Raw genomic sequence first — 24,351 nt, forward strand, 5'->3', positions numbered from 1 at the left:
TCCGCAGCACACGGACATTACCGACATTCCTATCGGGAGTCGGGGGCTGATCGTTGCGGAGGCGCGATGAAGCGCGTGAGATTAGCCATGCTCGCGGCCGTGATCCTGTTACTCGGCCTGATCGTGGCGCCACCGGCGGGAGCGGTGCCGCCGCCGGCGGCGGGGCCGGACGGGGTGCACGTCTACGCGGGCGCGCTCACCGCCGGGCAACTCGCCGCGCTGGTGGCCGCCGGGGTGGACCGTGAGGAGATGCGGCTGGTCAAGCGGGCGGACGGCAAGATCTCCGTCGAGGTCATCCTGTCGTCCACCCTCGCCGACCGGCTCGCCCGCCAGGGGATCACGCTGACGGCCCAGAGCGTCGCGGCCAGGTCGCGGACGGCCGCCAAGGGGGACGGCGTCTTCAAGAGGTACGCGGGCGCGGGCGGCCTGCGCCAGGACATCGTGAACGCGGCGAACGCCAAGCCCAGCATCGCCAAGGTGGTCGACCTGGGCAATACGCTCAACGGCACGCCGCTCACCGCGATCAAGGTCACCAAGGACGCCAGGAAGCTGGCCGACGGCAAACGCAAGGCCGTGATGTACATGGCGGCCCAGCACGCCCGAGAGTGGATCACGCCGGAGATGGTGCGCCGCCTGCTGCACCGTTTCCTCGACGGCTACGGCAGCGACCCCGAGCTGACCAAACTGGTGAACACCACCGAGCTGTGGTTCCTGCCGGTGGCCAACCCCGACGGCTACGACCACACCTTCACGCCGGACAACCGGCTGTGGCGCAAGAACCTGCGGGACAACGACGGCGACGGCCAGGTCACCGGCAACGACGGCGTAGACCTCAACCGCAACTTCACCTACAAGTGGCGCTACGACGACGAAGGCTCCTCCAGCACCCTGTCCAGCCAGACCTACCGGGGCGCGGCGGCGCAGTCGGAGCCGGAGACGCGGGCGATCGACAACCTGGCCAAGCGGGTGCGGTTCACGTACCTGGTCAACTACCACTCGGCGGCCCAGCTCCTGCTCTACGGCGTCGGCTGGCAGCAGGCCACGCCCGCGCCCGACGACCTGATCTTCGAGGCGATGCTGGGCGACGACGCGCACCCGGCCGTGCCCGGCTACGACCCGGACATCGGCGCCGAGCTCTACACCACCAACGGCGAGACCGACGGCCACATGACGAACCTGCGCGGGGCCATGTCGATCACACCGGAGATGACCACCTGCGAGGTGGCGGTCGAGAGCGATCCGGCCGACGAGTGGACGCTGGAGGACTGCGCCGGCGGGCTCGGGTTCACCTTCCCCGACAGCGAGGCGCTGATCCAGGCGGAGTACGCCAAGAACATCCCGCTGGCGCTGGCCGCGGCCAAGACCGCGCACACCCCTGACCAGCCGGTCTCGGTGGTCGGGCGGACCGTGCCGGACTTCAGGCCGGACTCCTTCGCCGTCTCCTACGGCGACCCGCAGCCGGTGGCCGTCATCGCCCGTCGGTCGCTGACCGGCAAGGTGGTGCGCTACCGCGTCAACGGCGGGCCCACGCAGACCCGCCCGCTGAGCGAGTGGCAGGGCGGTGAGCGGTACGGCGACGAGAACGACCTGTACTTCGCCGAATACCGCGCCACCGTGAGCGGGGCCCGGCCGGGCGACAAGGTCCAGGTCTGGTTCGAGGGCGTCAAGGCGGGCGCCGGCCGGGTCTCCAGCGAGCGCTTCACCTACAAGCTGGCCAAGGACTCCCGGGCCAAGGTGCTGGTGCTCGCCAACGAGGACTACACCGGCTTCAACCCCGACTATCCGCCCACGGTGACGGCGCCGAAGTACGCGGCCACGTACACCAAGGCGCTGAAGGACGCCGGTTACGCCGCGGAGACGTGGGACGTGGACGCCCAGGGCGTGCCGCACCACCTGGGCGTGCTGTCGCACTTCAAGGCGGTGGCCTGGTATCTGGGGGACAACCGGCTGTCGATGGACGCCCAGGACGTGGCCACGGACACGCCGTTCGGGCCGCTGCCCGACATGGACGTCAAGCGGTCGCAGCAGGACCTCACCATCTCCGTCCGCGACTACCTCAACGAGGGCGGCAAGCTGCTGCACGCCGGCGAGACCGCCTCCTACTACGGCTTCTTCGGCACCGCGCTCGGCGGCATCTTCTACGGCCTGGACGGCGCGCCGGACGCCGACTGCGTGGTCACCACCGTCGAGGGGTTCTTCGAGGAGTGCCTGCTGCTGGCCGACGACTTCAGCCAGTACTACCTCGGCGTCGGCGGCCGGATCCCGCGCGAGAACCCGGCCGAGTACACCGGCACCGGCCCCCTGTCCGGGGTGACCGGCACCTTCGGCGGGCCCGCCGTGGCGGACAACCCGCTGGACGAGGCCGGGGTGCTGCAGCCGATGGGCACGGACTTCCCGCGCTTCACCGGCACGCCCGCGGCCCAGTACTCCGGCGCCGGAGGGCCGTTCGACCCGGTCGAGGGTGACTGGATGGTGGCGGGACCGCACGTGGACGATTCCTACATGCGGCTCACCCGTACGGTGAATCTGGACGCGGTGACGGCGGCGCAGCAGCCGAAGCTCGCGTTCCAGCTGTCCTTCGACACCGAGCAGGGCTACGACAACGTCATCGTCGAGGCGCACACGGTCGGGCAGGACGACTGGACCACGCTGCCGGATCTCAACGGCGGCACCGACAGCGTCGTCCCGAGCGAGTGCGAGGCCGGATTCCTGCTGGCCGCGCACCCGTGGCTGCTGCACTACCTGACGCCGGGCAACCCGTGCGCGGCGACCGGGACCAGCGGCTCGTGGAACCGGTTCACCGGCAACTCGGGCGGCTGGCAGCCGGTGGCGTTCGACCTGTCCGCGTACGCGGGCCGGCAGGTCGAGGTGTCGGTCAGCTACGTGACCGACCCGGGCTCCGGCGGCGTCGGCGCCTTCGTCGACGACACCGAGGTCACCACCACCGGTGGCACCGTGGACGCCGAGGGCTTCGAGTCCGGTCTCGGCGTCTGGGCGACCCCGGGCCCGCCCGAGGGCAGCCCGGCCGTCGGCGACTTCGCCAGGGCACAGGCGGAGAGCACCGCGGCCGTGGCCACCAAGGACACGGTGCTGGTCGGCTTCGGGCTGGAGCAGCTCGCGACCGGCGCGGAGCGGGCCGCCGCGATCAAGAAGATCATGAAGCGGCTGATCGGCTGACGTCATGACCCGGGCGGCCCCTGGGGTTCGGGGGCCGCCCAACCCTGCCGACCCGCCACGGTGGTGGGCGGCACCTTCGCGCGCATCCAGTTCATCCCCGACCTGGTGCCGTCCGACCTCGTCGGCACCCGGATCTACCGCCCCTCGACCGAGACCTTCGACATCGAGCTCGGCCCCGGTCATGGCGGCCGGCCGCGCGCCGGCCCTGATGCGGGGGCGCGACTACGTGCTGCCCGAGGACATCCGCGACCTGGCGCACCGGCTGGAGGAAGCGTTCAGGGCGCAGCGGCAGCGTTCTCCGAGATCGGCCACGGGTCCACGTTCGTCCTCTGGCTGCCGGCCCGCGACGCCGCCGGCGGCCCGGCGGCCGGCCACAATCCGCTCACCCGGCGGTCTATTTGACGGCGGCGGCGATGTGCTCGACATCACAATGCCGGATGCCAAGGCCCGGAAAATTGGTTTGAACCATTGGTATAAACCAATCTGGTAAGAGACCGAATAAAGATTGGATTAGACCTGTCTAGGCGGTCCTAGCTGGGGAAACAGTGACTTAACCAATGAGTGCAGTTTCATCATCAATTCCGCCGGTAGAGTCCGGAACAGGAGCGTTGATTGGAGCTGTGGTGGCCAAGTACGTTTACGACTTCACCGAGGGCAACAGAAATCTCAAAGACCTGCTCGGCGGCAAGGGAGCCAACCTCGCCGAGATGACGAACCTTGGGCTGCCCGTTCCTCCCGGGTTCACGATCACTTCGGAGGCGTGCCGGCACTACCTGGCCGAGGGCGCCACGCCCGACGCCCTGGAGCAGGAGGTCGCCGAGCACCTCGGCGCGCTCGAGGAGCGCATGGGCAGGCGGCTCGGCCAGGCCGACGACCCGCTGCTGGTCAGCGTCCGCTCCGGCGCCAAGTTCTCCATGCCGGGGATGATGGAGACCGTGCTCAACATCGGTCTCAACGACGAGTCCGTGCACGGCCTCGCCAAGCAGTCCGGCGGCAACGACCGCTTCGCCTGGGACTCCTACCGCCGGCTCATCCAGATGTTCGGCAAGACCGTGCTCGGCATCGACGGCGAGCTGTTCGAGCACGCGCTGGAAACGGTCAAGGGCGACCGCCAGGACACCGACCTCGGCGCCGGGGAGCTGCAGGCGCTGGTCGAGACGTTCAAGGGCATCGTCCGCGAGCAGACCGGCAAGGACTTCCCCGCCGACCCGCGCGAGCAGATGCGCCTGGCCGTCATGGCCGTCTTCGACTCCTGGAACGCTCCGCGCGCCATCCTCTACCGCCGCCAGGAGCGCATCCCCGCCGACCTCGGCACCGCCGTCAACATCGTGGCCATGGTCTTCGGCAACTGCGGCAACGACTCCGGCACCGGCGTCGCCTTCACCCGCGACCCCGGCACCGGCCGGCAGGGCGTCTACGGCGACTACCTGCAGAACGCCCAGGGTGAGGACGTGGTCGCGGGCATCCGCAACACGATCCCGCTGCAGGAGCTCGAACGCCTCGACAAGCGCTCGTACGACGAGCTGATGACGATCATGGAGACCCTGGAGAACCACTACCGGGACCTGTGCGACATCGAGTTCACCATCGAGCGCGGCAAGCTGTGGATGCTGCAGACCAGGGTCGGCAAGCGCACCGCCGCCGCCGCGTTCTGCATCGCCGTCCAGCTCGTCGACCAGGGCCTCATCAGCATGGACGAGGCCGTCACGCGGGTCACCGGCGACCAGCTCGCCATGCTCATGTTCCCGCGCTTCAACGGCGGCGCCGGCAAGCGGCGCATCGCCAAGGGCATGAACGCCTCACCCGGCGCCGCCGTGGGCAAGGCGGTCTTCTCCTCCGAGCGCGCCGTCGAGCTCGCCGGGCAGGGCGAGAACGTCATCCTGGTGCGCCGCGAGACCAACCCGGACGACCTGGTCGGCATGATCGCCGCCCAGGGCGTCCTGACCAGCCGCGGCGGCAAGACCTCGCACGCCGCCGTGGTCGCCCGCGGCATGGGCAAGACCTGCGTGTGCGGCGCCGAGGAGCTGGAGGTGTCGGTGTCGGAGCGCAGGTTCACCGCGCCCGGCGGCGTGGTGGTCACCGAGGGCGAGGTGATCTCCATCGACGGCACCAGCGGCGTGGTCTACCTCGGCGAGGTGCCGGTGGTCGACTCCTCCGTGGTCGAATACTTCGAGGGCGCCGAGCCCGACGAGGACCTGGTCAAGGCGGTGGACCGGATCATGCGCCACGCCGACGCGGCGCGCCGGCTGGGCGTGCGGGCCAACGCCGACACCCCCGAGGACGCGGCCAGGGCCCGCCGGTTCGGCGCGGAGGGCATCGGGCTGTGCCGGACCGAGCACATGTTCCTGGGCGCGCGCAGGCAGCTCGTGGAGGACCTGGTGCTGGCCACCGGCGCCGAGGAGCGGCAGGCGGCGCTGGACGCGCTGGAGCCGCACCAGAAGGAGGACTTCGTCGGCATCTTCCAGGCGATGGACGGCCGGCCGGTGACGGTGCGGCTCATCGACCCGCCGCTGCACGAGTTCCTGCCCGACCTCGTCGACCTGTCGGTCAAGGTCGCCACCGGCGCGGCCACGGACAAGGACCGCGCCCTGCTGGCCGCCGTCAGGAGACTGCACGAGCAGAACCCCATGCTCGGCCTGCGCGGGGTACGGCTCGGCCTGGTCATCCCCGGCCTGTTCGCCATGCAGGTACGCGCCATCGCCCAGGCCGCCCGTGAGGTGCCCGGCGCCAGGCCGGAGATCATGATCCCGCTCGTCGCCGCCGTGCAGGAGCTGGAGGCGGTCCGCGAGGAGGCCGTCGCCATCCTGGCGGAGGCGGGCGTGGACGCCCTCGTCGGCACCATGATCGAGACGCCGCGCGCCGCGCTCACCGCCGGCCAGATCGCCGAGGCGGCCGAGTTCTTCTCCTTCGGCACCAACGACCTGACCCAGATGGTGTGGGGCTTCTCCCGCGACGACGTGGAGGCGTCGTTCTTCTCGCGCTACCTGGAGCTCGGCATCTTCGGCGTCTCCCCGTTCGAGACCCTCGACCGGGACGGCGTCGGCCGCCTGGTCGCCCTCGCCGTGGCGGACGGCCGCAGATCCCGGCCGGACCTCAAGATCGGCATCTGCGGCGAGCACGGCGGCGACCCCGACTCGGTGCACTTCTGCCACGACACGGGGCTCGACTACGTCTCCTGCTCGCCGTTCCGCATCCCGGTGGCCCGGCTGGAGGCGGGTCGCGCCGCGCTGAGCGACAGCGACTCCGACACCCGCTGAGCTAGACGGCCGCCTGCTGCTGTGCCGGCTCGGCCTCGGCCGGCACGTAGTCATGGCGTACGCCCAGGTCGCCCAGCCACTCCCGGAGGCCGGCGACGGCGGCCGGGCCGGTCGCGACCTGGACCGCGTACTCCGCCAGCGCGACCTCCTCGCCGTCGTCGTACACCAGCCGGGCCGGGCCCGACCAGGACAGCTGCCACCGGGCCTGGCCATGCTTGATCAGCACGGCCTCCAGCGCCTGCCCCAGCACCTTGGCCAGGACCGGCTCGGTGGCGGGGCCCCAGCCCAGCTCCCTGAGCCGCTGCTCCAGCTCGCCCTGCGCGCCCCTGGCGATGGCCTCGAACGCCGCGTCCAGGTAGGGCTTGGTCGCCCCCATCACCCGCTGGCCCGCCACCGCCAGGTCGCGCAGCGCATGGGCGTTGCGGACGCTGTAGACGCCCTCCGCGACGAGCTCCTCCCAGGAGGCCGGGCGCAGCGACATCAGCGCCTGGGGCGTCCACATCGACTCCTCGACCGCCTGCGCGGCCACGTTGGCGTCCTGCAGCAGCGTCAGCGCCGAGCGCGGGTCGGGGACGTGCTCGGGCTCGGGCAGCAGCTCGATCGCCGCCAGCCGGTCGGCCAGGCTCGGATGCGAGTCGTACGGCGAGGTCTCCTCCGGCCGCTCACCCAGCCGCACCAGCTCCTCCTGCCGGGCCGTGTCGTTCAGCATCGAGTGGAAGCCGCCGAACACCGTCGAGGGACGGTAGCCGCCCGCGCCGGTCATCGACAGGTACGCCTCGGTGTAGAGGTCCCAGGCCGTCGCCGTGTAGTGGATCTTGCGCAGCGCCTGGGCCATGGCCTGACGGCCGCCGATCTGCACCGCGAACTCGTCGGCCTCCAGCTCCTGCTTGCGCGAGACGGCCTGCGAGATCCGCAGGTAGAGCTTGGCGTACAGGGCGAAGATCCGCTGGATGAACGGGTGCTTGCCCAGGTTCTGGACGGTCGCGATGAGCGAGACCCGGCCCCGGTAGACCGGCGCGCCCATGCGGGTGTGCGCGCCGCTGTAGTGGCCCAGCTCGTGCCCGAGCACCGCCCGCATCTCGTCCACGGTCAGCGTCTGCAGCAGCGGCAGCCCGATGTACATCCGCCGCCTGGTCGCCACCAGGCCCAGCAGGCGGGTGTCCTCCCCGACGGCCGCGTTCACCTCCGGCACCAGCCGGATCTCGTCCGGCGCGGCCGTACGCACCCGCCGGGCCAGATCCTCCACCGTCTGCCAGAGCACCGGCTCGTGCTCGCGGCCGACCACCACCCCCGGCTGCTCGCCGCCGCGACGGCGGCTCACCATCCACAGGGCCTGGGCGAGCGCCGCCGCGGCGAGGGTGAGCACGATCGCCCCCCGCAGCAGGTTGGCGTGGAAGTCGATGATCAGCAGCACGTCGAGGACGACGGCCGTCGCCACGACGGCGCCGACCAGCACGTAGAAGCCGGCGAGCAGGGCGAAGGCCAGCAGGGCCCGCAAAGCTGTGGTCATGAAGGAGGGCTCCCGGGGAAGGGGTTCTCGCGAGGCTCGACACTAGCGGAGACCGGAAACCGGATAAAATCGCTGCACTTATGATCGGCTACGACGAGCACGACCAGGAGCGGTGGGTTCCTGAGCCCCCCGGCAATCCGGAGCGCAGCGCCTTCGAGCGCGACCGCGCCCGCGTCCTGCACAGCGCCGCGCTGCGCAGGCTGGCGGCCAAGACTCAGGTGGTGGGGCCGGGCGAGACGCCCGGCGGCGGCCAGCACATCCCGCGCACCCGGCTGACGCACTCGCTGGAGTGCGGCCAGGTCGGCAGGGAGATGGGCGCCACGCTCGGCGTCGATCCGGACCTGGTGGAGACTGCCTGCCTGGCGCACGACCTCGGCCATCCGCCGTTCGGGCACAACGGCGAGGTGGCGCTCAACGCCCTGTCGGCCTCCTGCGGCGGGTTCGAGGGCAACGCGCAGAGCCTGCGGCTGCTCACCAGGCTGGAGGCCAAGGTGCTCACCGGCGACGGCCGCAGCGCGGGGCTCAACCTGACGCGGGCCGCCCTGGACGCCTCCATCAAATACCCCTGGACCTGCGAGAAGTCGGCGAAGTTCGGCGTCTACGACGATGATCTGCCGGTCTTCGCCTGGATCAGGGAGGGCGCGCCCGCCGGCCGGGTCAGCTTCGAGGCGCAGATCATGGACTGGGCCGACGACGTCGCCTACTCCGTGCACGACCTGGAGGACGCGCTGCACTCCGGCCACGTCACCCCGCAGGCGCTGCGCTCACCCGTCGAGCGGGCCCAGGTCTGCCGGATCGCCCGCACCTGGTACGCGCCACAGGCCGACCCGGCGGAGCTGGAGGAGGTCTTCGCCAAGCTGGTCGCCGACCCGCTCTGGCCGCGCCGCTTCGACGCCACCCTCGCCGACCTGGCCGGGCTCAAGGCCCTCACCAGCGGTCTGATCGGCCGCTTCTGCCGCGCCGCCCAGACCGCCACCCTGGACGCCTACGGCCCGCGCCACCGCGTCGACCTGCTGGTGCCCAACGCCACGCTGCTGGAGTGCGCGCTGCTCAAGGGCGTCACCGCCCACTACGTGATGACCACCGAGGACCATCACGCCAAGCAGGCCAGGCAGCGCGAGCTCATCACCGAGCTGGCCTCGCTCATCACCCTGGGCGCGCCGGACACGCTGGAGCCCGCCTTCCGCCCGGACTTCCTGGCGGCGCCCGACGACGCCGCCCGGGTCCGGGTCGTCATCGACCAGATCGCCTCACTCACCGACACCTCCGCCCTGGCCTGGCACCAGCGCCTGTCCCGGTGACGGGGGCAGGGGCGGGGGCAGGGGCAGGGGTCAGGGCGTGTCGGTCGGGTTGAGCGTGAAGGGCTCGTCCTTGCGGTCCGCCTGCTTGGTCTTGCGCGGGGTCGGGGCCTTCTTCGACGCGCACAGGACGGTGCAGGGCGGCGTCTCGCCGACCCTGCCGCGCAGCGCCAGCGTCTCCTGCCGGGGCGAGAGCGTCGGGTTGCCCGACAGCCAGGCGTCCAGATAGTCCCAGGGCTTGACCATGCCCCGGCGCACCCACCACAGGGCCGGGCCGGTCTTCCAGGAGATCGCGAAGTAGAGGTTGGGCGCGGTGCCGCGGGCGTTGCCGGTGTTGCCGATCCGCCCCAGCTGCCGCCCGGCCTCCACCCGCACGCCCGGCCGGATCCCGTTGGCGACGCTGTCGAGGTGGCCGCCGAGGTAGCGGACGCCGTCGTCGCCGATGACGGTGACGAACCGGCCCTCGCGGTGCGCGCCGGCGTCGGTGGCCGGCGTCCACCGGTTCTGGATGTTGACCTCGTCGACGACGCCGCCGACCGGCGCCACGAACGAGCACCCCTTGGCCGCCCAGATGGTCGTCTTCGGCAGCACCAGCAGCTGGCGCTGGTAGGTGACCTTGCAGCCGTCGACGGGGAAGGCGTAGGTGTACTTCGACAGCTTGGGCGGCGGCACCCGGACCGGGTCGTCACCCTCGGGCGCCCGGACGGCCGCCCGGGTGGCCGCCTGGGTGGACGGGGGCGGCCCGGGGATGGTCGCGGTCACGGCGGGAGTGGCCGTGACGGACACAGGCTCCGACGTCGGTGACTGCGCCCTGACCCCGGCGATGCCGGTCGCCGTGCTGCAGGAGGCCGTCAGCAGCACGGCGCCTGTCACCGCCGCCCATCGCACGCTCAGCCCCGCTCGCATGATCTCCACCCGCGTCACCGTATCCGAGGACAACCTTTACCTTTGTAGCCGACAGGGACCGTTCCCATAACAGGTTTCCCCCTATCGGCGCCATGGGGTCGCCCCAGGAGCCCGGACCGTCACGCGGGCCACATCGGTCGCTCACCGGTGGTGAGTCTGTCGGAGGCGGGCAATAGACTCACCGGCGTGGCCGGCCGGATCCGTGATGTCGACATCGCGCTCGTACGCGAGCGTTCCCCCATCGCCGACGTGATCGGCGAGCACATTCAGTTGCGCAACGCGGGCGGTGGCAACCTCAAGGGGTTGTGCCCGTTCCACGACGAGAAGAGCCCGTCGTTCAACGTCACCCCCGAGCGGGGGATGTACTTCTGCTTCGGCTGCTCCGAGGGTGGCGACGTCATCACCTTCGTCGAGAAGATCGAGCACCTGCCGTTCAGCGAGGCCGTCGAGCGGCTGGCCCAGCGGGCCGGCATCCAGTTGCAGTTCGAGCAGGGCGGCTATGCCCCCCGGCGCGACCACGGCGAGCGGGCCCGGCTGATCGAGGCGCACCGGGTCGCCGCCGAGTTCTACGCCGACAAGCTGCTCGGCCCCGACGCCGCGCCCGGCCGGCGGTTCCTGTCGGAGCGCGGCTTCGAGCGGGCCGACGCCGAGACGTTCGGCGTCGGCTACGCGCCCAACGAATGGGAGGCGCTGGCCCGCCATCTGATGGGGCGCGGGTTCACCGCCGACGAGATCGTCAAGGGCGGGCTGGCCAAGCAGGGGCGGCGCGGGCCGATCGACCGCTTCCGCGGCCGGCTCATCTGGCCGATCAGGGACGCGACCGGAGACGTGATCGGGTTCGGCGCCCGCAAGCTGCTCGACTCCGACGACGGCCCCAAATACCTCAACACCCCCGACTCGCCGCTCTACAAGAAGAGCCAGGTTCTCTACGGCATCGACCTGGCCAAGCGGGAGATCTCCAAGCGCGCCCAGGCGGTCATCGTCGAGGGCTACACCGACGTGATGGCCTGCCACCTGGCCGGGATCCCCACCGCGGTCGCCACCTGCGGCACCTCCTTCGGCGAGGAGCACATCAAGATCCTGCGCCGCTTCCTGCTCGACCAGGCCGAGTTCCGGGGCGAGGTGGTCTTCACCTTCGACGGCGACGCGGCCGGGCAGAAGGCGGCGCTGCGCGCCTTCGCCGACGAGCAGAAGTTCGTCACCCAGACCTACGTCGCCATCCAGGCCGACGGGCTCGACCCGTGCGACCTGCGCGTCAAGCAGGGCGACGCCGCGGTCCGCGACCTCATCGCCAGCCGCGAGCCGCTGTTCCAGTTCGCCATCCGCAGCACCATCGCCCGCTACGACCTGCGCAGCAACGAAGGCAAGATCGCCGCCCTGGACGCCGCCGCGCCCATCGTGGCCGCCATCAAGGACGCCGGCCTGCGCAAGCGCTACGCCATCGACCTCGATCGGTGGCTCGGCTTCATGGACGAGCGGTTCGTCATCCAGCGCATCGGCGACGCCGCCCGCGCCCAGCAGGGCCGCCCCCAGCGCGCCCCCAAGGCGGCCCCGCTCGACCCGAGCGTGCGCGTCGAAGGTGAGCTGCTCAAGCTGGCCCTGCAGCGTCCGGCGCTACTTGGGCCCCGCTTCGACGCGCTCGCTCCAGAGACGTTCACGGCTGCCAACCACGTGATACTGCACAAGGTCATCGTTGAGGCCGGCGGTGTGGCTCAGGCAGGAGCCGGTGGGCGGGAGTGGCTGGAGCGGTTGATGGCGCACGCGCACGAAGAGGGCGCGCGGGCCCTGGTGACGCGTTTCGCGGTGGAGGCCATCCACATCGAGGCGCATGCCGAGGAGAGGTACGCCCGCGACATGCTGATCGCCGCTGAGCTGATGCCACTGGACCGGGCGATCGCGCAGCTCAAGTCGCGACTTGAGCGGCTCAACCCGGTGGAGCGGCAACAGGACTACAACAAGCTGTTCGGCGAGCTGGTGGCGCTGGAGGGGCAGCGCCGCGTGCTCCGCGACGGCGCCGCCGGAAGCTGACCCCGGCCTTACCGAATGAATGTGCGTCCCGGCGCGCCGAAGATCGGGGAAAAGTCCACTCAGCCCTCAGGAAGCGGACGGAGTGGGCTAACTCCTCGGCAATTCCGGAGCCGCGAACGCCCTGATGGGACGGCCTGCGGGCAGCAGCGCACTGGCGTCCGGCGGAGGACCTCAATCCAGAGCGCGTAATTTGCTTTACTTTCCTGATCAAACTCCGGCTAAACATTGACGGGATCTCAATTCGGTAAGGGTGGTCGCCTTACCTTCTGTACCAAAAATGGGTCTGCCATTTTATGGAACCAATACTGCAGACTGTGTCCCGTGGGTGCATCGGTGCTGCCAAGTGGACCGCCATCCGTTGATCAGGTGGCGGACCTCGTCGCAAAAGGAAGGGAGCGCGGAAGCGTAACCGTCGATGACGTCGCAGCCGCGCTCGACCGATCCGAGTTGCCGTCCGACGCGCTGGAGCGCGTCGTGCGGATGCTCGCCGAGAACGGCGTGGAGGTGCTCGAGCCTCAGGGCGACGAGGAGCCTGCCCGCGCCGATGAGGAAGACGTAGGCAAGCGGGCGCCGACCAGTGATCTGGTCCGGATCTACCTTCGGGAGATCGGCCGCGTGCCGCTGCTGACAGCCGAAGAGGAGGTGGAGCTCGCCAAGTCGATCGAAGCCGGCCTGTTCGCCGAGGACAAGCTCGGCAACGGAGTCTCCCGGCTGGCCTTTCCGGAGTTCAGGGAGCTCGTCTGGCAGGGCACCCGGGCCAAGCAGCGCCTCATCGAGGCGAACCTGAGGCTCGTGGTGTCGATCGCCAAACGGTACGTAGGCCGCGGCATGCTGTTCCTGGACCTGATCCAGGAGGGCAATCTCGGCCTGATCCGCGCGGTGGAGAAGTTCGACTACACCAAGGGCTACAAGTTCTCCACCTACGCCACCTGGTGGATCCGCCAGGCGATCACCCGGGCGATCGCCGACCAGGCGCGGACCATCCGCATCCCGGTGCACATGGTGGAGACCATCAACAAGCTCGTCAGGGTGCAGCGGCAGCTCCACCAGGATCTCGGCCGCGAGCCGATCCCGGAGGAGATCGCCAAGGAGATGGACCTTCCCGTCGATCGGGTGGTGGAGATCCAGCGCATCGCGCAGGAGCCGGTGTCGCTGCAGTCTCCGATCGGTGAGGAGGACTCCGACCTCGGTGACTTCATCGAGGACGCCGACGCTGTCGTGCCCATGGAGGCGGCCGCCTTCATCATGCTGCAGGATCAGCTCGACGACATCCTGGCGACCCTGTCGGACCGCGAGCAGCGCATCATCCAGCTCCGCTTCGGCCTGGCCGACGGCCATCCGCGCACGCTGGAGGAGGTGGGCAGGGAGTTCGGCGTCACCAGAGAGCGCATCCGGCAGATCGAGTCGAAGACCCTGGCCAAGCTCCGCCACCCGACCAGGGCCCAGATGTTGCGGGACTATCTGGACTGAGCACGGTCACGACGGCGGGCCGGGGCATCGCGCCCCGGCCCGCCGTCGTTCCGGACAGCTCTCAGACACAGCCTTCGAACTGCGGTACGGCCACCGTGCCGATCCGCAGCCCGGTGTCGCCGAACCACTTCTTCAGCAGCTTGGCCGCCGTGCCGTCCTGGTACATGCCGGTGATCACCCGGTTGACCTCCTCGCAGCCCGCCACGTCCCCCTTGCGCAGGCCGACGCCGGTGCGCTGCTCGTTGAACTGGGCGTTGACCAGCCGCATGCCACCCCCGTCCTGCGCGGCCAGACCGGCCAGGATGATGTCGTTGGTGGTGATGGCGTCCACCTGGTCCGCCTTCAGCGCCGCCAGGCAGGCCTTGTAGTCCGCGAACGGCAGCACCCGCGCGGCGACCTTGCGCTCCTCCAGCACCCGTGAGGCCGCGTTGGACCCCTGCACCTCACAGATGCGCCGATCTTTCAGATCGCGCACGTTGCGGATGCTCGTCTCTCCCGGCCGCACCAGAATGTCCTGGTAGGAGATGTGGTACGGCCCCGCGAACAGCACCCGCGCCTTCCGGTCCTGGCTGATCGTGTACGTCGCCACGACGAGGTCGGCCTGGCCCTCGACGAGGACGCGTTCCCGGTCGGAGGCCAGGACCGGAATGAAGTCGGCCTCCTTGCCGAGCTTGCCGGCGATGTAGCCGGCGACGTCGACGTCGAAGCCCTCGAAGTCGCCGGCGGCGGTGCGGAAACCCACCGACGGCAGGTCGGGGCGGACGCCGATGACGATGCGGTCCTTGTCCACGACGGACTCGGGGGCGCCGGCGCCGCAGGAGGTGGCGAGCAGCGCGATCAGGGCCAGCGCCGCCGTCAGCAGCCGCTTCATCTGTACTCCCTCAGTCGAGGCCACACCCCGGCGACGAGCAGCAGGCCGAGGCCGCCCATCGCGTACGGCAGCAGCCGCCACAACTCGTCGAGCGCGGCCTCGCCCTGGCCGACGGCTCGCTCGAAGACCGCCTGGTGCCGGTCGGCGAGCGCCGTCAGCTCCTTGTCGTAGGCGTCGAACGCCTCCCGCACCGGCCCCAGCCGGGCGGTGACCGCCTCGCCGGTGTCGCCGGCGGCCACCAGGTCGCGGAAGGTCGCGTCGGCCGCCTGGAAGCGGGTGTAGGCGTCCAGCGCGGGCCGGCCGGTGGCGACGCTGAGCCGCAGGCCGAGCATGCCGAGGTAGTCGTCGGAGCCCCGTGCCACCTGGGTGTGATAGGCGTCCAGGTTGCCCGCCTCGCGGTAGAGCACCCGCTGCGACTTGTCGAGGTAGGTGTGCTCGTAGGTGTCGGCCCGCTGCTTGTCCAGCAGGAAGCGGCTCTGGTCGCCCTGCATGCTGTTGCCGATGGCGCGGGCCTTGGCCAGCGTGACGATGGCGTCGAACCCGTCGGACTTGGCGGTCTCCAGATGGCCGAGATCCCGCCCGAGCACGTTCCCGCCGACGACGAGCGTCACCAGGGTCAGCACGGTGGCGGCCACCAGCGCGGGCCCGAACACGCGGCGGAAGTGCCGGGTCAGATAGACCTGCAGGCGCAGCAGGCAGACCAGCGCCAGCAGCCCCGCCACCACCACGGCCCAGCGCAGCGCGGGCAGCATCACGGTCTTGTCGTCGTAGGTGCGGCGCACGATCGTGCCGCTCTCCAGCGTCAGGTTGTACGCCTGCGGCAGCAGCACCAGCCGCATCAGGTCGGTGGCCTCGCGGTAGACCCGCACCACCTCGGTGGGCGGCGGACCGGCGGGATGGCCGGACTGGGCGTCGAGCAACAGGGCCCGCGCCGCCAGTTGCTCGTAGCGGCCGAGCCCGTCGAGCACCGACTCGATGGTGCGGCGCTCCGCCTGGTCGCTGCCGGCCAGCTCGAACGCCTTCAGCAGCGCCCGGTTGGCCATCGCGCGCTGCTGCTCGTACCGGGTGAGGGCGGCCTGGCGGCGGGAGTCGTTCCCCTGGCCCATCACGAGGACGTCGGCGAGCTGGGAGTCCATGTCGCTCAGCCCGAAGTAGAGCCCGGCGGTGGCGACGACCTGCGGACCGGCGTCGCGGCCGATGACCCGCATGCCGTCGCCCGCGACGGCGGCGCCGGCCGCGATGGCGGCGAAGAGCAGCGCCAGCGCGGCCGCCGCGACGCCGGTGAGCACCCTGATCCGGCCGGGCACGCCGCTGCGGGCGGGCAGCGCCTGCGCGGGCGGCGGCTGCCGCGCGGGTGGCGCGGCCGGCCGCACCTGTGTCACGGTCAAGGCGTCCCCTCCCTGATGGTGATGACCGTCCAGGCGCCCACGTGAATGCGGTCGCCGACGCCGACGGTGACGGGCGTGTTGACGGTGACCGGCCGACCGTTGACCCGGGTGCCGTTGGAGGATCCCGGGTCGACGAGCGTCCAGGAGCCGCCCGGCTGCGCGATCAGCACCGCGTGCAGGTGCGACACGCCCGGGTCCGACGGCGGCCCGGACAGGTCGATGTCCGGCTGGAGGTCACGGCCCCGGCTGCGCCGCCCGATGCGCACCTGCTCGGCCTCCAGCGGGAAGGAGCGCTCCGGGCAGTACGGCGGGAAGGCGATGGTCTCGGCGTCCGGACCGCCCTCGGCGATGACCTGCTCGTAGTAGCCGCGGTCGGCGGCGGTGACCGCCTCCCAGCGGGCGCTGGTCGTCGTCGGCGGCTGCGCCGGACCGGCCGAGCCGTCGAAGGCGTGGCCGCACACCTCGCAGAACTGCCCGGCCCGCGGCGTCTGGCAGATGGGGCAGCTCTCCGCGCCCGCCGGCTGCGGCGGCGCCGCCGCGGGGGCGGCGGCCCCGCCGATCTGCGCGCCGCACACGTCGCAGTAGTCGTCGCTGCCCGACGTGTGGCCCTGCGGGCAGGTCGCCATCAGCTGCCCTCCTCGCTCTTACGCAGCCTGCTGGTACGGACCGAGCCGGTGTCGAGCTCGATCTCGTCGGCCTTGTCCACCTGGCCGCGCAGCCGGGCGGTGCCGCTGGCCGGGTCCACCTCGACGACCTTGTCCAGGAGCCGGACGGTGTCCTCGCGGCCTGAGTCGGCCGCGATCTGCCTGGCCTTGGCCAGCCGGGCGGTGGCCGTCCGCTCGTCGCCGGCCGTGCGCGCGCCGAGCCCCTCCTGGATCAGCTCGTGCAGCTCGGCCTGGCCGGAGAAGTGGATGACCTTGCCGTTCATCTGGGTGGACAGGGCCAGGTCGTCGGTCCACTGGGCCAGCACGTTGCCGCTGGCGTAGACGTCCTGGGTGTCGGGCCGTACCAGCTTCACCCAGGACGCGCGGATCTCCTGGCCGAGCTGGCCGGGCGGGACCTCCACGCACAGCTGGTACTCCCGCTCCTCGGCACCCCACGAGCCGGTGGGGTAGTCGCCGGTCAGCGGGTTGACGTCGGTCCGCTTGCCGGTCAGGTCGAGCAGTGTGGGGGAGACCTGCTTGACGAACTTGAGCGTGGCCGCCTGCGGCACCCACACGCGCAGGGACAGCTCGGCCACGGTCTTGCTCATCGAGTTCTGGGTGATCCGGCGGAAGAACTCGGCCAGCTCGTTCTGGTTGCGGACGTACTCGAAGGTGCCGAGCAGCGCGTCGGACACCTTGCGGAGCTGGGCGGGCGCCCAGTCGGCGCCGACGCCGAGGCTGTCGCAGACGAACTTGCCGCTCCAGGCGGCCAGCACGGCGTCGAACACCTCCTCGCGCTCGTTGTTCTGGCCGTCGGTCATCAACAGGGTGTGCCGGATCGCCTCCGGGTGCGCCGACAGCAGGTGCCCGGCGAGCTTGAGCCATTCGCCCATCGCGGTGCCGCCGTGCGCGTTCAGTTTGGCGACGGCCCGCTGCGCCTCCGCCCGGGTGGCCGGGGTGGCCCGGACGAGCCGGCCGTCGCGCGGGTAGACGACCTTGGCCACGCTGGTCCCGGCGATCACCGCGAAGAAGACGCCGTCCCGCAGAGTGTCCACGGCCGTGGCGGCGGCCAGCCGGGCGTCACGGATCTTGCTGCCGCTCATCGAGCCGGACGTGTCGACGATGATCACTTCGGCGGCCTCGGCGGGGACCGAGGCCGCCGGGGCGCCGCCGGTGGAGGAGACCGTGAGCACGGCGTGCACCTCCCGGCCGCCCGTGGGGAGGTACTTGTTCTGGTCGATCTGCAGCGTGAAGGTGGGCTGGTCACCCATGCGGGCCTCCTAGGGGGATCACGACGATGGTCACGTTGTCCTGGCCGCCGGAGTCGAGCGCGTGGCGCAGCATCTGGCGGGCCTGTTCGAGCGGGGTGCCGTCGGTGGGGAAGCGGTAGCCGTCCAGATAGCGCCACAGGCCGTCGCTGCAGATCAGCAGCGACCCCGGCGCGGACGGGACGAAGGTGCGCACGCGCGGGACCACCTCGGCGTAGTCGGCGCCGAGCCAGGCGGTGATCTCACCGGTGGGAGCGGCGTCGTCCTCAGTCAGCGGGGTGCCGCCGGTCAGTGGCGTGCTGCCGGTCGGTGGCGTGCTGCCGGTCGGCGGTGTGCTGCCGGGCAGCGGGGTTCCACCGGGCAGCCAGTAGGCGCGGCTGTCACCGGCCCAGCAGAGCGTCACCCGTCCCGGCTCGGCCACCGCGGCCACATAGGTGCTGGCCGGCGCGTCGTCCTCGGACGCGGCCAGCTTGACCACGGCCTGCTTCGCCAGCGCGAACGCCTCCTCGTGCGGCAGGCCGCGGGCCAGCGCGGCGGCGGCCGTCTCCACCGCCACGGCGGACGCCTCGTCGGCCCGCGGCGAGCTCCCCACCCCGTCACAGACGACCGCCACGACCGCCCCACTGGGAAGCACCCGCGCCGTCGCCGTCGCCGGCTCGGTCGCTTCGCCGGTGGGCTCGGCCTCGGGCGCGTCGGCCGGTGGATGCCGCTCGGCGGCGGGGAGCAGGGCCATCGCGTCCTCGTTGCGGGCGCGGCGCAGGCCCTTGTCGGTCACGCCCGCCGCGCCGCCGGGCAACTCCAGCTCCGCGTGGTCCCTGCCGGTGGGCTGGCGCAGGCCGCAGCGCTCGCAGTAGCCCTCGGCGTCCACGGCGGGCGCGCCGCAGGACGTACAGGAGGGAGCGGAGAGCCGGTGGCCGCACGCCTCGCAGAAGGCGTCGCCGGCCATCGTCTGGGTGTCGCAGACGGGGCAGTTCACAGCCACGTCCGGGGACGTACCTGGTTGGCCTGGTCGACCAGGGTGTGGCGCTCCTGGCGGGAGGGTGCGGCGGCGGCCAGCCCGCGGTAGATCTCCTCCAGTTTGCGGCGCACGCCCCGCTCGGTGAACGGGGCGCCCGCCAGGCGCAGCCCGGCGGGCGGCGCGCTGGTGTCGAGCAGCGCGAGGGCGGCGCGCAGGACCTCGGCGGTGAGGTGCTCGCGGCGGCGCGGGTCGAGGTCGGCGAGCTGCTCCAGCCTGGTCACGGCGGCTGCCAGGTCGCCGTGACCGAGCCGGGTGGGGTCGGGCCCCCTGGAGGTGGCGGCGACGCGCGCGATCTGGGCCGCCACCCGGTGGCTGGAGGTGACGGGCACCTCGTCGAGCACCTCCGTCAGGCCGTGCCGGGCCAGGCCGAAGGCGGCGCTGACGTAGCCGTGGTCGGTCCGCCACACGCTCTCGTACCAGCGCACGGGGTTCTGACCGGCGCATTCGAGGGCGAAGGCGAGGCCCAGCCGGGGCGCGATCTCGCCGGGCATCAGCGACACGCAGGCGTCGAACAGCCGCACGGCCTGCGCCGGGTCGCCCAGGCCGAGCGCGGCCGCCGCGCGGTACCACGTGACGCGCCAGTCGCGGGGCAGCAGCCGGTCCAGCTCGTCCAGCACCTGCCACGCCTCGGGCGAGCCCTCCTCGATGAGCAGCCTGGCCAGCGTGAGCCGGGTCTCCGGGGTCGGGGTCATGGCCCGTACCTCGGTCAGCAGCTCGCTGGGATGACGGCCCGCGAGGCCGGCCAGCTGACCGGCGGCGGGGTCCTCCGGGTGGGCCAGGGGCACGGGCAGCGCGGCCACCGCGTCCAGCGGGCGGAGGTCGTCGAACACCCGGTCGTCGGCGTCGGCCAGTCTCGTCCCCACCGGCGCCCGCTCCGGCCCGAACAGCGTGGACGCGGCCGGGTACGGCACGCCGTCGGCGGCGGCGCTGATCTCGCGCAGCACGCCGACGAGCTGCTCCTCCATCTCCCTGGCGTCGGCGAACCTGTCGGCGGGGTCCGGCGCGGTGGCCCGGTGCAGCAGCCGGGCGAAGGACTCGTGGCCGCAGTCGGCGGGCAGCGGGGAGGCCACGCCACCCCTGGCCGGACTGAAGGACGGGATGGTCAGCACCGCGAGCGTCCTGGCCACCGTGTAGAGGTCGGAGCTGATGGACGAGGGCTGGGTGTCCAGCTCGGGGGCGTGGTAGCCGAGCGTGACCCAGGAGGTGCCGGGCGGCGAGCCGATGCGCTGGACGGCGCCGAGGTCGATGAGCATGAGCCGCTTGCCGACCCGGATCACGTTGGCCGGTTTGAGGTCGCAGTAGACCAGGCCCTGCTCGTGCAGGTAGGCCAGCGCGCGCAGGATCTCGCGCCCGTACATCAGGGTCTCGCGCAGCGGTAAGGGGCCCTGGCGGCGCAGCTCGTGCAGGGACTGGCCGCCGACGTACTCCATGACGATGTAGCCGAGGCCGGCCGAGCGCTGGAAGTTGAAGATCTTGACGATGTTGTGGTGGTCGACCGTCGTCAGGAACTTTCGCTCCGCCTCGGCGGCGGCCAGCGCTTCGGGGTCGGCGGTGTTGAGCAGGCCCTTGAGGACCACCCAGCGGCCGTCGAGGTTCTCGTCGGCGGCCAGGTAGATCCAGCCGAGCCCGCCGTGCGCCAGGCAGCCCAGCACTCGATACTGGCCCGCCACCAGGTCGCCCTTGGCGAGTTTGGGGGTGAAGGAGAAAGGGGTGCGGCAGTGCGGGCAGAACCCGTCGGCGCGGCCCGGCTGCCCGTCCCGCGAGCGCCCGACGGGCTTGCCGCAGGACAGGTTGGCGCAGAACCGCTTCTCCTCGGCCACCCGCGGGTCGGACAGCACCGCGTCGGCCGGATTCCGGTAGGGCACCGACGGCAGGTCGGCGAGCTCGGCGAGCATGCCGGCCCGCGACCGGCCGCTGCTCAACGGCGAGGTCACGCCCCGGCTCGCCGGCCCGCTGACCAGCGCCCCGCTCGCCTGCCCGCCGGCCGGCACGGTAGGCGGGGCCGGGGACGGCTGGGCGCCGGGGGAGCCGGCCGCGTGCCCGCACCGATCGCAGTAACCATCTTCGATCATGCCCGAGCAGCCGGGTTGCGCGCAGGTCGTCAGTGCCGGGCCGGCCGCGTGCCCGCACTGGTCGCAGTACCCTTCCTCGATCGTGCCCGTACAGCCGGGCTGCGAGCAGGTCGTCATCGCCCACCTCCGTTGATCGCGCGCTTGTACAGGTCGACGGTCGAGGCCGCCTTGGTGAGGTCGCAGGGGGCGGTCCACAGCAGCGCCCGCGCCTGCGCGTAGAGCCGGACGGCCTCGGGGTCCTCGGCCATGCCGGTGCGCGCCGCCTTGGCCTGGGAGGCGATCAGCAGCCCGCGCAGCTCGTCACGCCTGCCGACCAGGCCGAACAGCGCCTTGGCGGTGGTCCGGGCCCGCTGGGCGGCCTCCTCGGCGCGCTGTTCGAGGGCGGCGAGCCGTTTGGCCCGCGCCGACCAGGAGTCGGCCGCGGCGTCCAGCGCGTCGAGCTCGGCGGCCAGCTCGGCCACCCGGCTGCGCGGCTGTGCCTGCGGCGGCAGGGCGATCTTCGCCACGACCGCGCCGTGCGCCAGCCGGGCCTCGCTCTCGGCCGCGCGCACCCGGTCGAGGGCGGCGCCGAGGTCCTCGCGCCGCCTGCCGTACTCGTCCCTGACGGCCAGGGCCTGCTCCAGCTCGGCCTGCGTGTCGGCGAGGAAGCGGGCGATCGGGTCGAGCTCCTGCTTGGCGGAGCCCGCGTCGAGCGGGTCTTCGAGTACGGCGGCGCGCAGGCGGGCCAGGTCGGATCGGGTCCGGGCCAGGTCGGCGGTCTCGCCCAGGCGGGTCAGGAGGGCGTCCACCTCGCGCAGGGCGCTGTCGGCCGCGTCGAGCCGGGGGAGCAGGGCGGTCCAGGTGGAGTCGATCTCCGTGAGCGCGTCCGTGGCGGCCTGGAAGGCGGTGTCCATCCGCATGACGGTCTCGTCCAGGGTGAGCCGCTCGTCCGGCTGGGGTAACAGCGAGCGCTGCTCGACCGGCCTGGGCGGGGCCTTGACCACGACGGAGGGCCCGGCCAGCAGCTCGGTGAGCGCGGCGAGCTGGTCGCCGCCGAGCCGGGCGCGTTCGGCCCTGATCCGCTCGGCCTGGCGCAGCACCTCGCGGTAGGCGTCGTTGAGCGACCACATGGTGGCCAGCGCGGCCTGCGCCTGCTCCCAGCGCTGCCGCGTCCGGCCGCGTAAGTGCGCGTCCTTGAGCAAGCGGTAGGTGGTGTGCGATTCGAGGTCGAGCAGGTCGCCGGAGATACGGTCCCGCTCAACGGCTCTGGCGCCCAGCGCGAACTCGGCGGCTTCCCTGCTCATGGGTGGTCCCAGAGTGATCACGCTCCCCATGCAGCAGTCCCCCGATGTCCGGATCAACGGGAGGACTGACCGGTTGGTTCCAAAGAGTAGGGGTATCCCTGACTTGTCCCTGATTGAACCCCGTCTTACCTGCAAAACACTTAAACGATCTCGTACGGTCGCAGGCATGGGACGCATTCTTCTGATCATCGCAGCGGTCATCGCCGCCCTCTTCCTCCTCGGCCCCCTCCTGGGCTTCGTCTTCTCTCTACTCAAGTGGATCCTCATCATCGGCGCCATCTTCGGCGTCGTGGTGCTCGGTGTGACGTTCCTGTCGACACGGGCTAAAAGGACATAGCGTCCCGGTGCATCCCGGCGCATAGTGGGTTGATGGAGGCGCGGCCAGCGGTCGACGACGCTGCCCTCGGGCGCGAGGCGCTGTCCGTGCTCGAGGCGAACTGGACGGGATGCGCCACCGTGCCCGCGCCCGGCCTCTATCCCCACCAGTGGAGCTGGGACTCCGCGTTCGTGGTGATCGGGCTGGCCCGGCACCGCCCCGACCGGGCCCGCGCCGAGCTCCTCGGCCTCCTCCAGGGGCAGTGGGCGACCGGGATGCTGCCGCACATCGTCTTCCACACCCCCGAGGCCTACTTCCCCGGCCCGTCCGTCTGGCGCTCACAGGACCACGAGTCCGCGCCGCCGGTGCTGACCTCAGGACTCACCGCGCCGCCGCTGCACGGGCTGGCCCTGTGGTGGCTCTACCGGCACACCGGCGACGTCGCCTTCGTCCGGCGGGTCTTCCCGGCCATCGCCGCCCAGCACGCCTACCTCGCCGCCGCCCGCGACCTCGGCGGCGGCGGCCTGGCCGCCATCGTGCACCCCTGGGAGTCCGGCATGGACGACAGCCCCTCCTGGGACGAGCCGCTCGCCGCGCTCCCGGAGATCAGGTACGGCTACCGCAAGCTCGAACCGGCCGAACGGCACCCGGACAGCGACCACGACCGCTACGTCTGGCTCGCCCTGCGCTACCGCGACGCCGGCTACCGCGCCGAGTACCTGCGCGACGAACACCCGTTCGCGATCGAGGACCCGATGTTCAACGGGATCTGGCTCGCCTCCTGCCTGGCCATGGCCGAGCTCGCGCCGCTGACCGGCGCCGACGGCAAACCGCACGCCGAGCAGGCCGAGCGCATCAGGCACGCGCTGCTCGAACGGCTGTGGGACGGCTTCTTCTACGCGCGCGACCTGCGTACCGACAGACTGATCAAGGTCTGTACGGTCGGGGCGTTCGGCCCGCTGCTCGACCCCGGACTGCCCAGCGAGCACGTCAGCACCGCCGTCGACCTGCTCGAATCGGCCAGGTTCATGGGCGCGACCGGCTACCCCGTGCCCAGCTGCGAGATCCGCGCGGCCACGTTCGACCGGACCCGCTACTGGCGCGGCCCCTCCTGGGTCAACACCAACTGGCTGCTGCGCCACGCGGCCACCGTGCACGCGCTCGAACCCCTGGGCCGGCAGCTCGCCAACGGCACGCTGCGGCTGGTGCGGCAGGCCGGGTTCCGCGAGTGCTTCGACCCGTTCGACGGCAGCGGCCGGGGCTGCCGGGACTTCTCCTGGAGTGCGGCGCTCACCCTCGACCTGCTCGCCGATACCGTGGAGCTATGAAAGCCTTCCGCCGCCTGCCCGCCGACGTCCGCAAGTCTCTGGTCATGGTGCCGGGGGAGCGGGTGCTGACGTTCAGCCCGGCCGGGGACGACGGTTACGTGGTGGCCACGGACCAGGCGCTGTTCCTCGCGGACGGCACGCGGGTGCCGTACGAGACGATCGACAAGGCGTCCTGGGACGAAGAGGGACTGCGCCTGCTCACCACCGACGGCCAGAGCCACCGGGCGCTCGTGCCGGAGCCGCGGCTGCTGCCCGAGACCGTGCGCGAGCGGGTCAACGCCACCATCGTGGTGAACAAGCACGTGGACCTGCCCGGGCGTGGCGGGGTGCGGCTGGTGGCCAGACGCCGCCCTTCGGGCGAGATGGTGGGCTGGACACTCGTCTTCGACGACGGCCTCGACCCCGACGACCCGGGCCTGCGCGCCCTGGCCGAGCAGGCGCTTGAGGGGTTGCGGCGCAGCATGGGCGTGTGAGGCTGGAAGGGCTGCGGCGCGGCATGGGCGTGTGAGAGACGACA

18 protein-coding genes and 1 pseudogene are annotated in these 24,351 nt (G+C 71.7%); 10 read left to right on the plus strand and 9 right to left on the minus strand.

The features are described 5' to 3' along the window. The first annotated feature begins 66 nt into the window (after window positions 1–66). From OHA68_RS25890 to ppdK, 4 genes and pseudogenes are all read left to right on the plus strand, one after another. Window positions 67–3,177: a M14 family metallopeptidase gene (locus OHA68_RS25890; RefSeq protein WP_327102546.1), complete on the plus strand. Its 3,111-nt coding sequence runs from the start codon at window positions 67–69 to the stop codon at window positions 3,175–3,177. 54 nt (window positions 3,178–3,231) lie between these two features. Continuing rightward, window positions 3,232–3,354 (plus strand): annotated as a pseudogene (locus tag OHA68_RS25895) (AAA family ATPase); the annotation flags it as partial. Between the two features lie 31 nt (window positions 3,355–3,385). After that, window positions 3,386–3,667 (plus strand): hypothetical protein, encoded by a 282-nt coding sequence (locus OHA68_RS45380; RefSeq protein WP_407674509.1) that lies wholly within the window; start codon window positions 3,386–3,388, stop codon window positions 3,665–3,667. A 133-nt stretch (window positions 3,668–3,800) separates the two neighbouring features. Further along, complete coding sequence (ppdK, locus tag OHA68_RS25900) at window positions 3,801–6,434, plus strand: pyruvate, phosphate dikinase (RefSeq protein ID WP_327102547.1); 2,634 nt, start codon at window positions 3,801–3,803, stop codon at window positions 6,432–6,434. A gap of 1 nt (window position 6,435) precedes the next feature. Here ppdK and OHA68_RS25905 read toward each other — a convergent pair whose 3' ends face one another. Continuing rightward, complete coding sequence (locus tag OHA68_RS25905) at window positions 6,436–7,944, minus strand: M48 family metallopeptidase (protein WP_327102548.1); 1,509 nt, start codon at window positions 7,942–7,944, stop codon at window positions 6,436–6,438. 80 nt (window positions 7,945–8,024) lie between these two features. Here OHA68_RS25905 and OHA68_RS25910 point away from each other — a divergent pair, with 80 nt between their 5' ends. After that, the gene (locus OHA68_RS25910; protein WP_327102549.1) at window positions 8,025–9,245 is read left to right on the plus strand and encodes a deoxyguanosinetriphosphate triphosphohydrolase; all 1,221 of its coding nucleotides are present in this window, start codon (window positions 8,025–8,027) and stop codon (window positions 9,243–9,245) included. Between the two features lie 30 nt (window positions 9,246–9,275). On the opposite strand, the gene OHA68_RS25915 is transcribed toward OHA68_RS25910, so the two are convergent. Continuing rightward, window positions 9,276–10,148, minus strand: coding sequence for a M23 family metallopeptidase (locus OHA68_RS25915; RefSeq protein WP_327109561.1), 873 nt, complete (start codon window positions 10,146–10,148; stop codon window positions 9,276–9,278). A 186-nt stretch (window positions 10,149–10,334) separates the two neighbouring features. Here OHA68_RS25915 and dnaG point away from each other — a divergent pair, with 186 nt between their 5' ends. Together dnaG and rpoD are read left to right on the plus strand one after the other, a co-directional pair. Next, window positions 10,335–12,176: a DNA primase gene (dnaG, locus tag OHA68_RS25920; protein ID WP_327102550.1), complete on the plus strand. Its 1,842-nt coding sequence runs from the start codon at window positions 10,335–10,337 to the stop codon at window positions 12,174–12,176. A gap of 366 nt (window positions 12,177–12,542) precedes the next feature. After that, a complete protein-coding gene (gene rpoD, locus OHA68_RS25925; protein ID WP_373294350.1) occupies window positions 12,543–13,646 on the plus strand; it encodes an RNA polymerase sigma factor RpoD in 1,104 nt (367 codons plus the stop codon). 61 nt (window positions 13,647–13,707) lie between these two features. Here rpoD and OHA68_RS25930 read toward each other — a convergent pair whose 3' ends face one another. From OHA68_RS25930 to OHA68_RS25960, 7 genes are read right to left on the minus strand one after another with little or no spacing between them, the layout of a single operon-like run. Next, complete coding sequence (locus tag OHA68_RS25930; RefSeq protein ID WP_327102551.1) at window positions 13,708–14,517, minus strand: transporter substrate-binding domain-containing protein; 810 nt, start codon at window positions 14,515–14,517, stop codon at window positions 13,708–13,710. After that, the gene (locus OHA68_RS25935; protein ID WP_407674510.1) at window positions 14,514–15,899 is read right to left on the minus strand and encodes a hypothetical protein; all 1,386 of its coding nucleotides are present in this window, start codon (window positions 15,897–15,899) and stop codon (window positions 14,514–14,516) included. Before OHA68_RS25935 ends, OHA68_RS25930 begins: the two co-directional genes overlap by 4 nt. Before the next feature lie 2 nt (window positions 15,900–15,901). Next, on the minus strand, window positions 15,902–16,531 hold the full coding sequence (locus OHA68_RS25940; protein WP_327102553.1) for an FHA domain-containing protein: 630 nt from the start codon (window positions 16,529–16,531) through the stop codon (window positions 15,902–15,904). Beyond that, a complete protein-coding gene (locus tag OHA68_RS25945) occupies window positions 16,531–17,820 on the minus strand; it encodes a vWA domain-containing protein (protein WP_327102554.1) in 1,290 nt (429 codons plus the stop codon). Before OHA68_RS25945 ends, OHA68_RS25940 begins: the two co-directional genes overlap by 1 nt. Next, on the minus strand, window positions 17,813–18,799 hold the full coding sequence (locus tag OHA68_RS25950; protein WP_327102555.1) for a PP2C family serine/threonine-protein phosphatase: 987 nt from the start codon (window positions 18,797–18,799) through the stop codon (window positions 17,813–17,815). Before OHA68_RS25950 ends, OHA68_RS25945 begins: the two co-directional genes overlap by 8 nt. Continuing rightward, a complete protein-coding gene (locus OHA68_RS25955) occupies window positions 18,790–21,024 on the minus strand; it encodes a tetratricopeptide repeat protein (protein WP_327102556.1) in 2,235 nt (744 codons plus the stop codon). Before OHA68_RS25955 ends, OHA68_RS25950 begins: the two co-directional genes overlap by 10 nt. Continuing rightward, entirely contained in the window at window positions 21,021–22,190 is a 1,170-nt protein-coding gene (locus tag OHA68_RS25960) for a hypothetical protein (RefSeq protein ID WP_327102557.1), read from the minus strand. The genes OHA68_RS25955 and OHA68_RS25960 overlap by 4 nt, the downstream gene beginning before the upstream one ends. A gap of 166 nt (window positions 22,191–22,356) precedes the next feature. Here OHA68_RS25960 and OHA68_RS25965 point away from each other — a divergent pair, with 166 nt between their 5' ends. The 3 genes from OHA68_RS25965 to OHA68_RS25975 are packed head-to-tail and all read left to right on the plus strand — an operon-like array spanning window position 22,357 to window position 24,307. Next, window positions 22,357–22,527, plus strand: coding sequence for a hypothetical protein (locus tag OHA68_RS25965; RefSeq protein ID WP_327102558.1), 171 nt, complete (start codon window positions 22,357–22,359; stop codon window positions 22,525–22,527). A gap of 32 nt (window positions 22,528–22,559) precedes the next feature. Beyond that, the gene (locus tag OHA68_RS25970) at window positions 22,560–23,834 is read left to right on the plus strand and encodes an amylo-alpha-1,6-glucosidase (protein ID WP_327102559.1); all 1,275 of its coding nucleotides are present in this window, start codon (window positions 22,560–22,562) and stop codon (window positions 23,832–23,834) included. Then, window positions 23,831–24,307: a hypothetical protein gene (locus OHA68_RS25975; protein ID WP_189139469.1), complete on the plus strand. Its 477-nt coding sequence runs from the start codon at window positions 23,831–23,833 to the stop codon at window positions 24,305–24,307. The genes OHA68_RS25970 and OHA68_RS25975 overlap by 4 nt, the downstream gene beginning before the upstream one ends. Window positions 24,308–24,351: the final 44 nt, after the last annotated feature.

It is taken from the genome of Nonomuraea glycinis, assembly GCF_035920485.1.
Taxonomy (GTDB): Bacteria; Actinomycetota; Actinomycetes; order Streptosporangiales; family Streptosporangiaceae; genus Nonomuraea; species Nonomuraea glycinis.

Bases quoted from the DNA above. Each gene is read 5' to 3' on its own strand.
- OHA68_RS25970 (WP_327102559.1), top strand. From the start codon at position 22,560: ATGGAGGCGCGGCCAGCGGTCGACGACGCTGCCCTCGGGCGCGAGGCG.
- OHA68_RS25955 (WP_327102556.1), bottom strand. From the start codon at position 21,024: ATGACGACCTGCTCGCAGCCCGGCTGTACGGGCACGATCGAGGAAGGG.
- OHA68_RS25915 (WP_327109561.1), bottom strand. From the start codon at position 10,148: ATGCGAGCGGGGCTGAGCGTGCGATGGGCGGCGGTGACAGGCGCCGTG.
- OHA68_RS25940 (WP_327102553.1), bottom strand. From the start codon at position 16,531: ATGGCGACCTGCCCGCAGGGCCACACGTCGGGCAGCGACGACTACTGC.
- OHA68_RS25930 (WP_327102551.1), bottom strand. From the start codon at position 14,517: ATGAAGCGGCTGCTGACGGCGGCGCTGGCCCTGATCGCGCTGCTCGCC.
- OHA68_RS25975 (WP_189139469.1), top strand. From the start codon at position 23,831: ATGAAAGCCTTCCGCCGCCTGCCCGCCGACGTCCGCAAGTCTCTGGTC.
- OHA68_RS25890 (WP_327102546.1), top strand. From the start codon at position 67: ATGAAGCGCGTGAGATTAGCCATGCTCGCGGCCGTGATCCTGTTACTC.
- OHA68_RS45380 (WP_407674509.1), top strand. From the start codon at position 3,386: ATGCGGGGGCGCGACTACGTGCTGCCCGAGGACATCCGCGACCTGGCG.
- OHA68_RS25945 (WP_327102554.1), bottom strand. From the start codon at position 17,820: ATGGGTGACCAGCCCACCTTCACGCTGCAGATCGACCAGAACAAGTAC.
- OHA68_RS25965 (WP_327102558.1), top strand. From the start codon at position 22,357: ATGGGACGCATTCTTCTGATCATCGCAGCGGTCATCGCCGCCCTCTTC.
- OHA68_RS25905 (WP_327102548.1), bottom strand. From the start codon at position 7,944: ATGACCACAGCTTTGCGGGCCCTGCTGGCCTTCGCCCTGCTCGCCGGC.
- OHA68_RS25910 (WP_327102549.1), top strand. From the start codon at position 8,025: ATGATCGGCTACGACGAGCACGACCAGGAGCGGTGGGTTCCTGAGCCC.
- OHA68_RS25960 (WP_327102557.1), bottom strand. From the start codon at position 22,190: ATGAGCAGGGAAGCCGCCGAGTTCGCGCTGGGCGCCAGAGCCGTTGAG.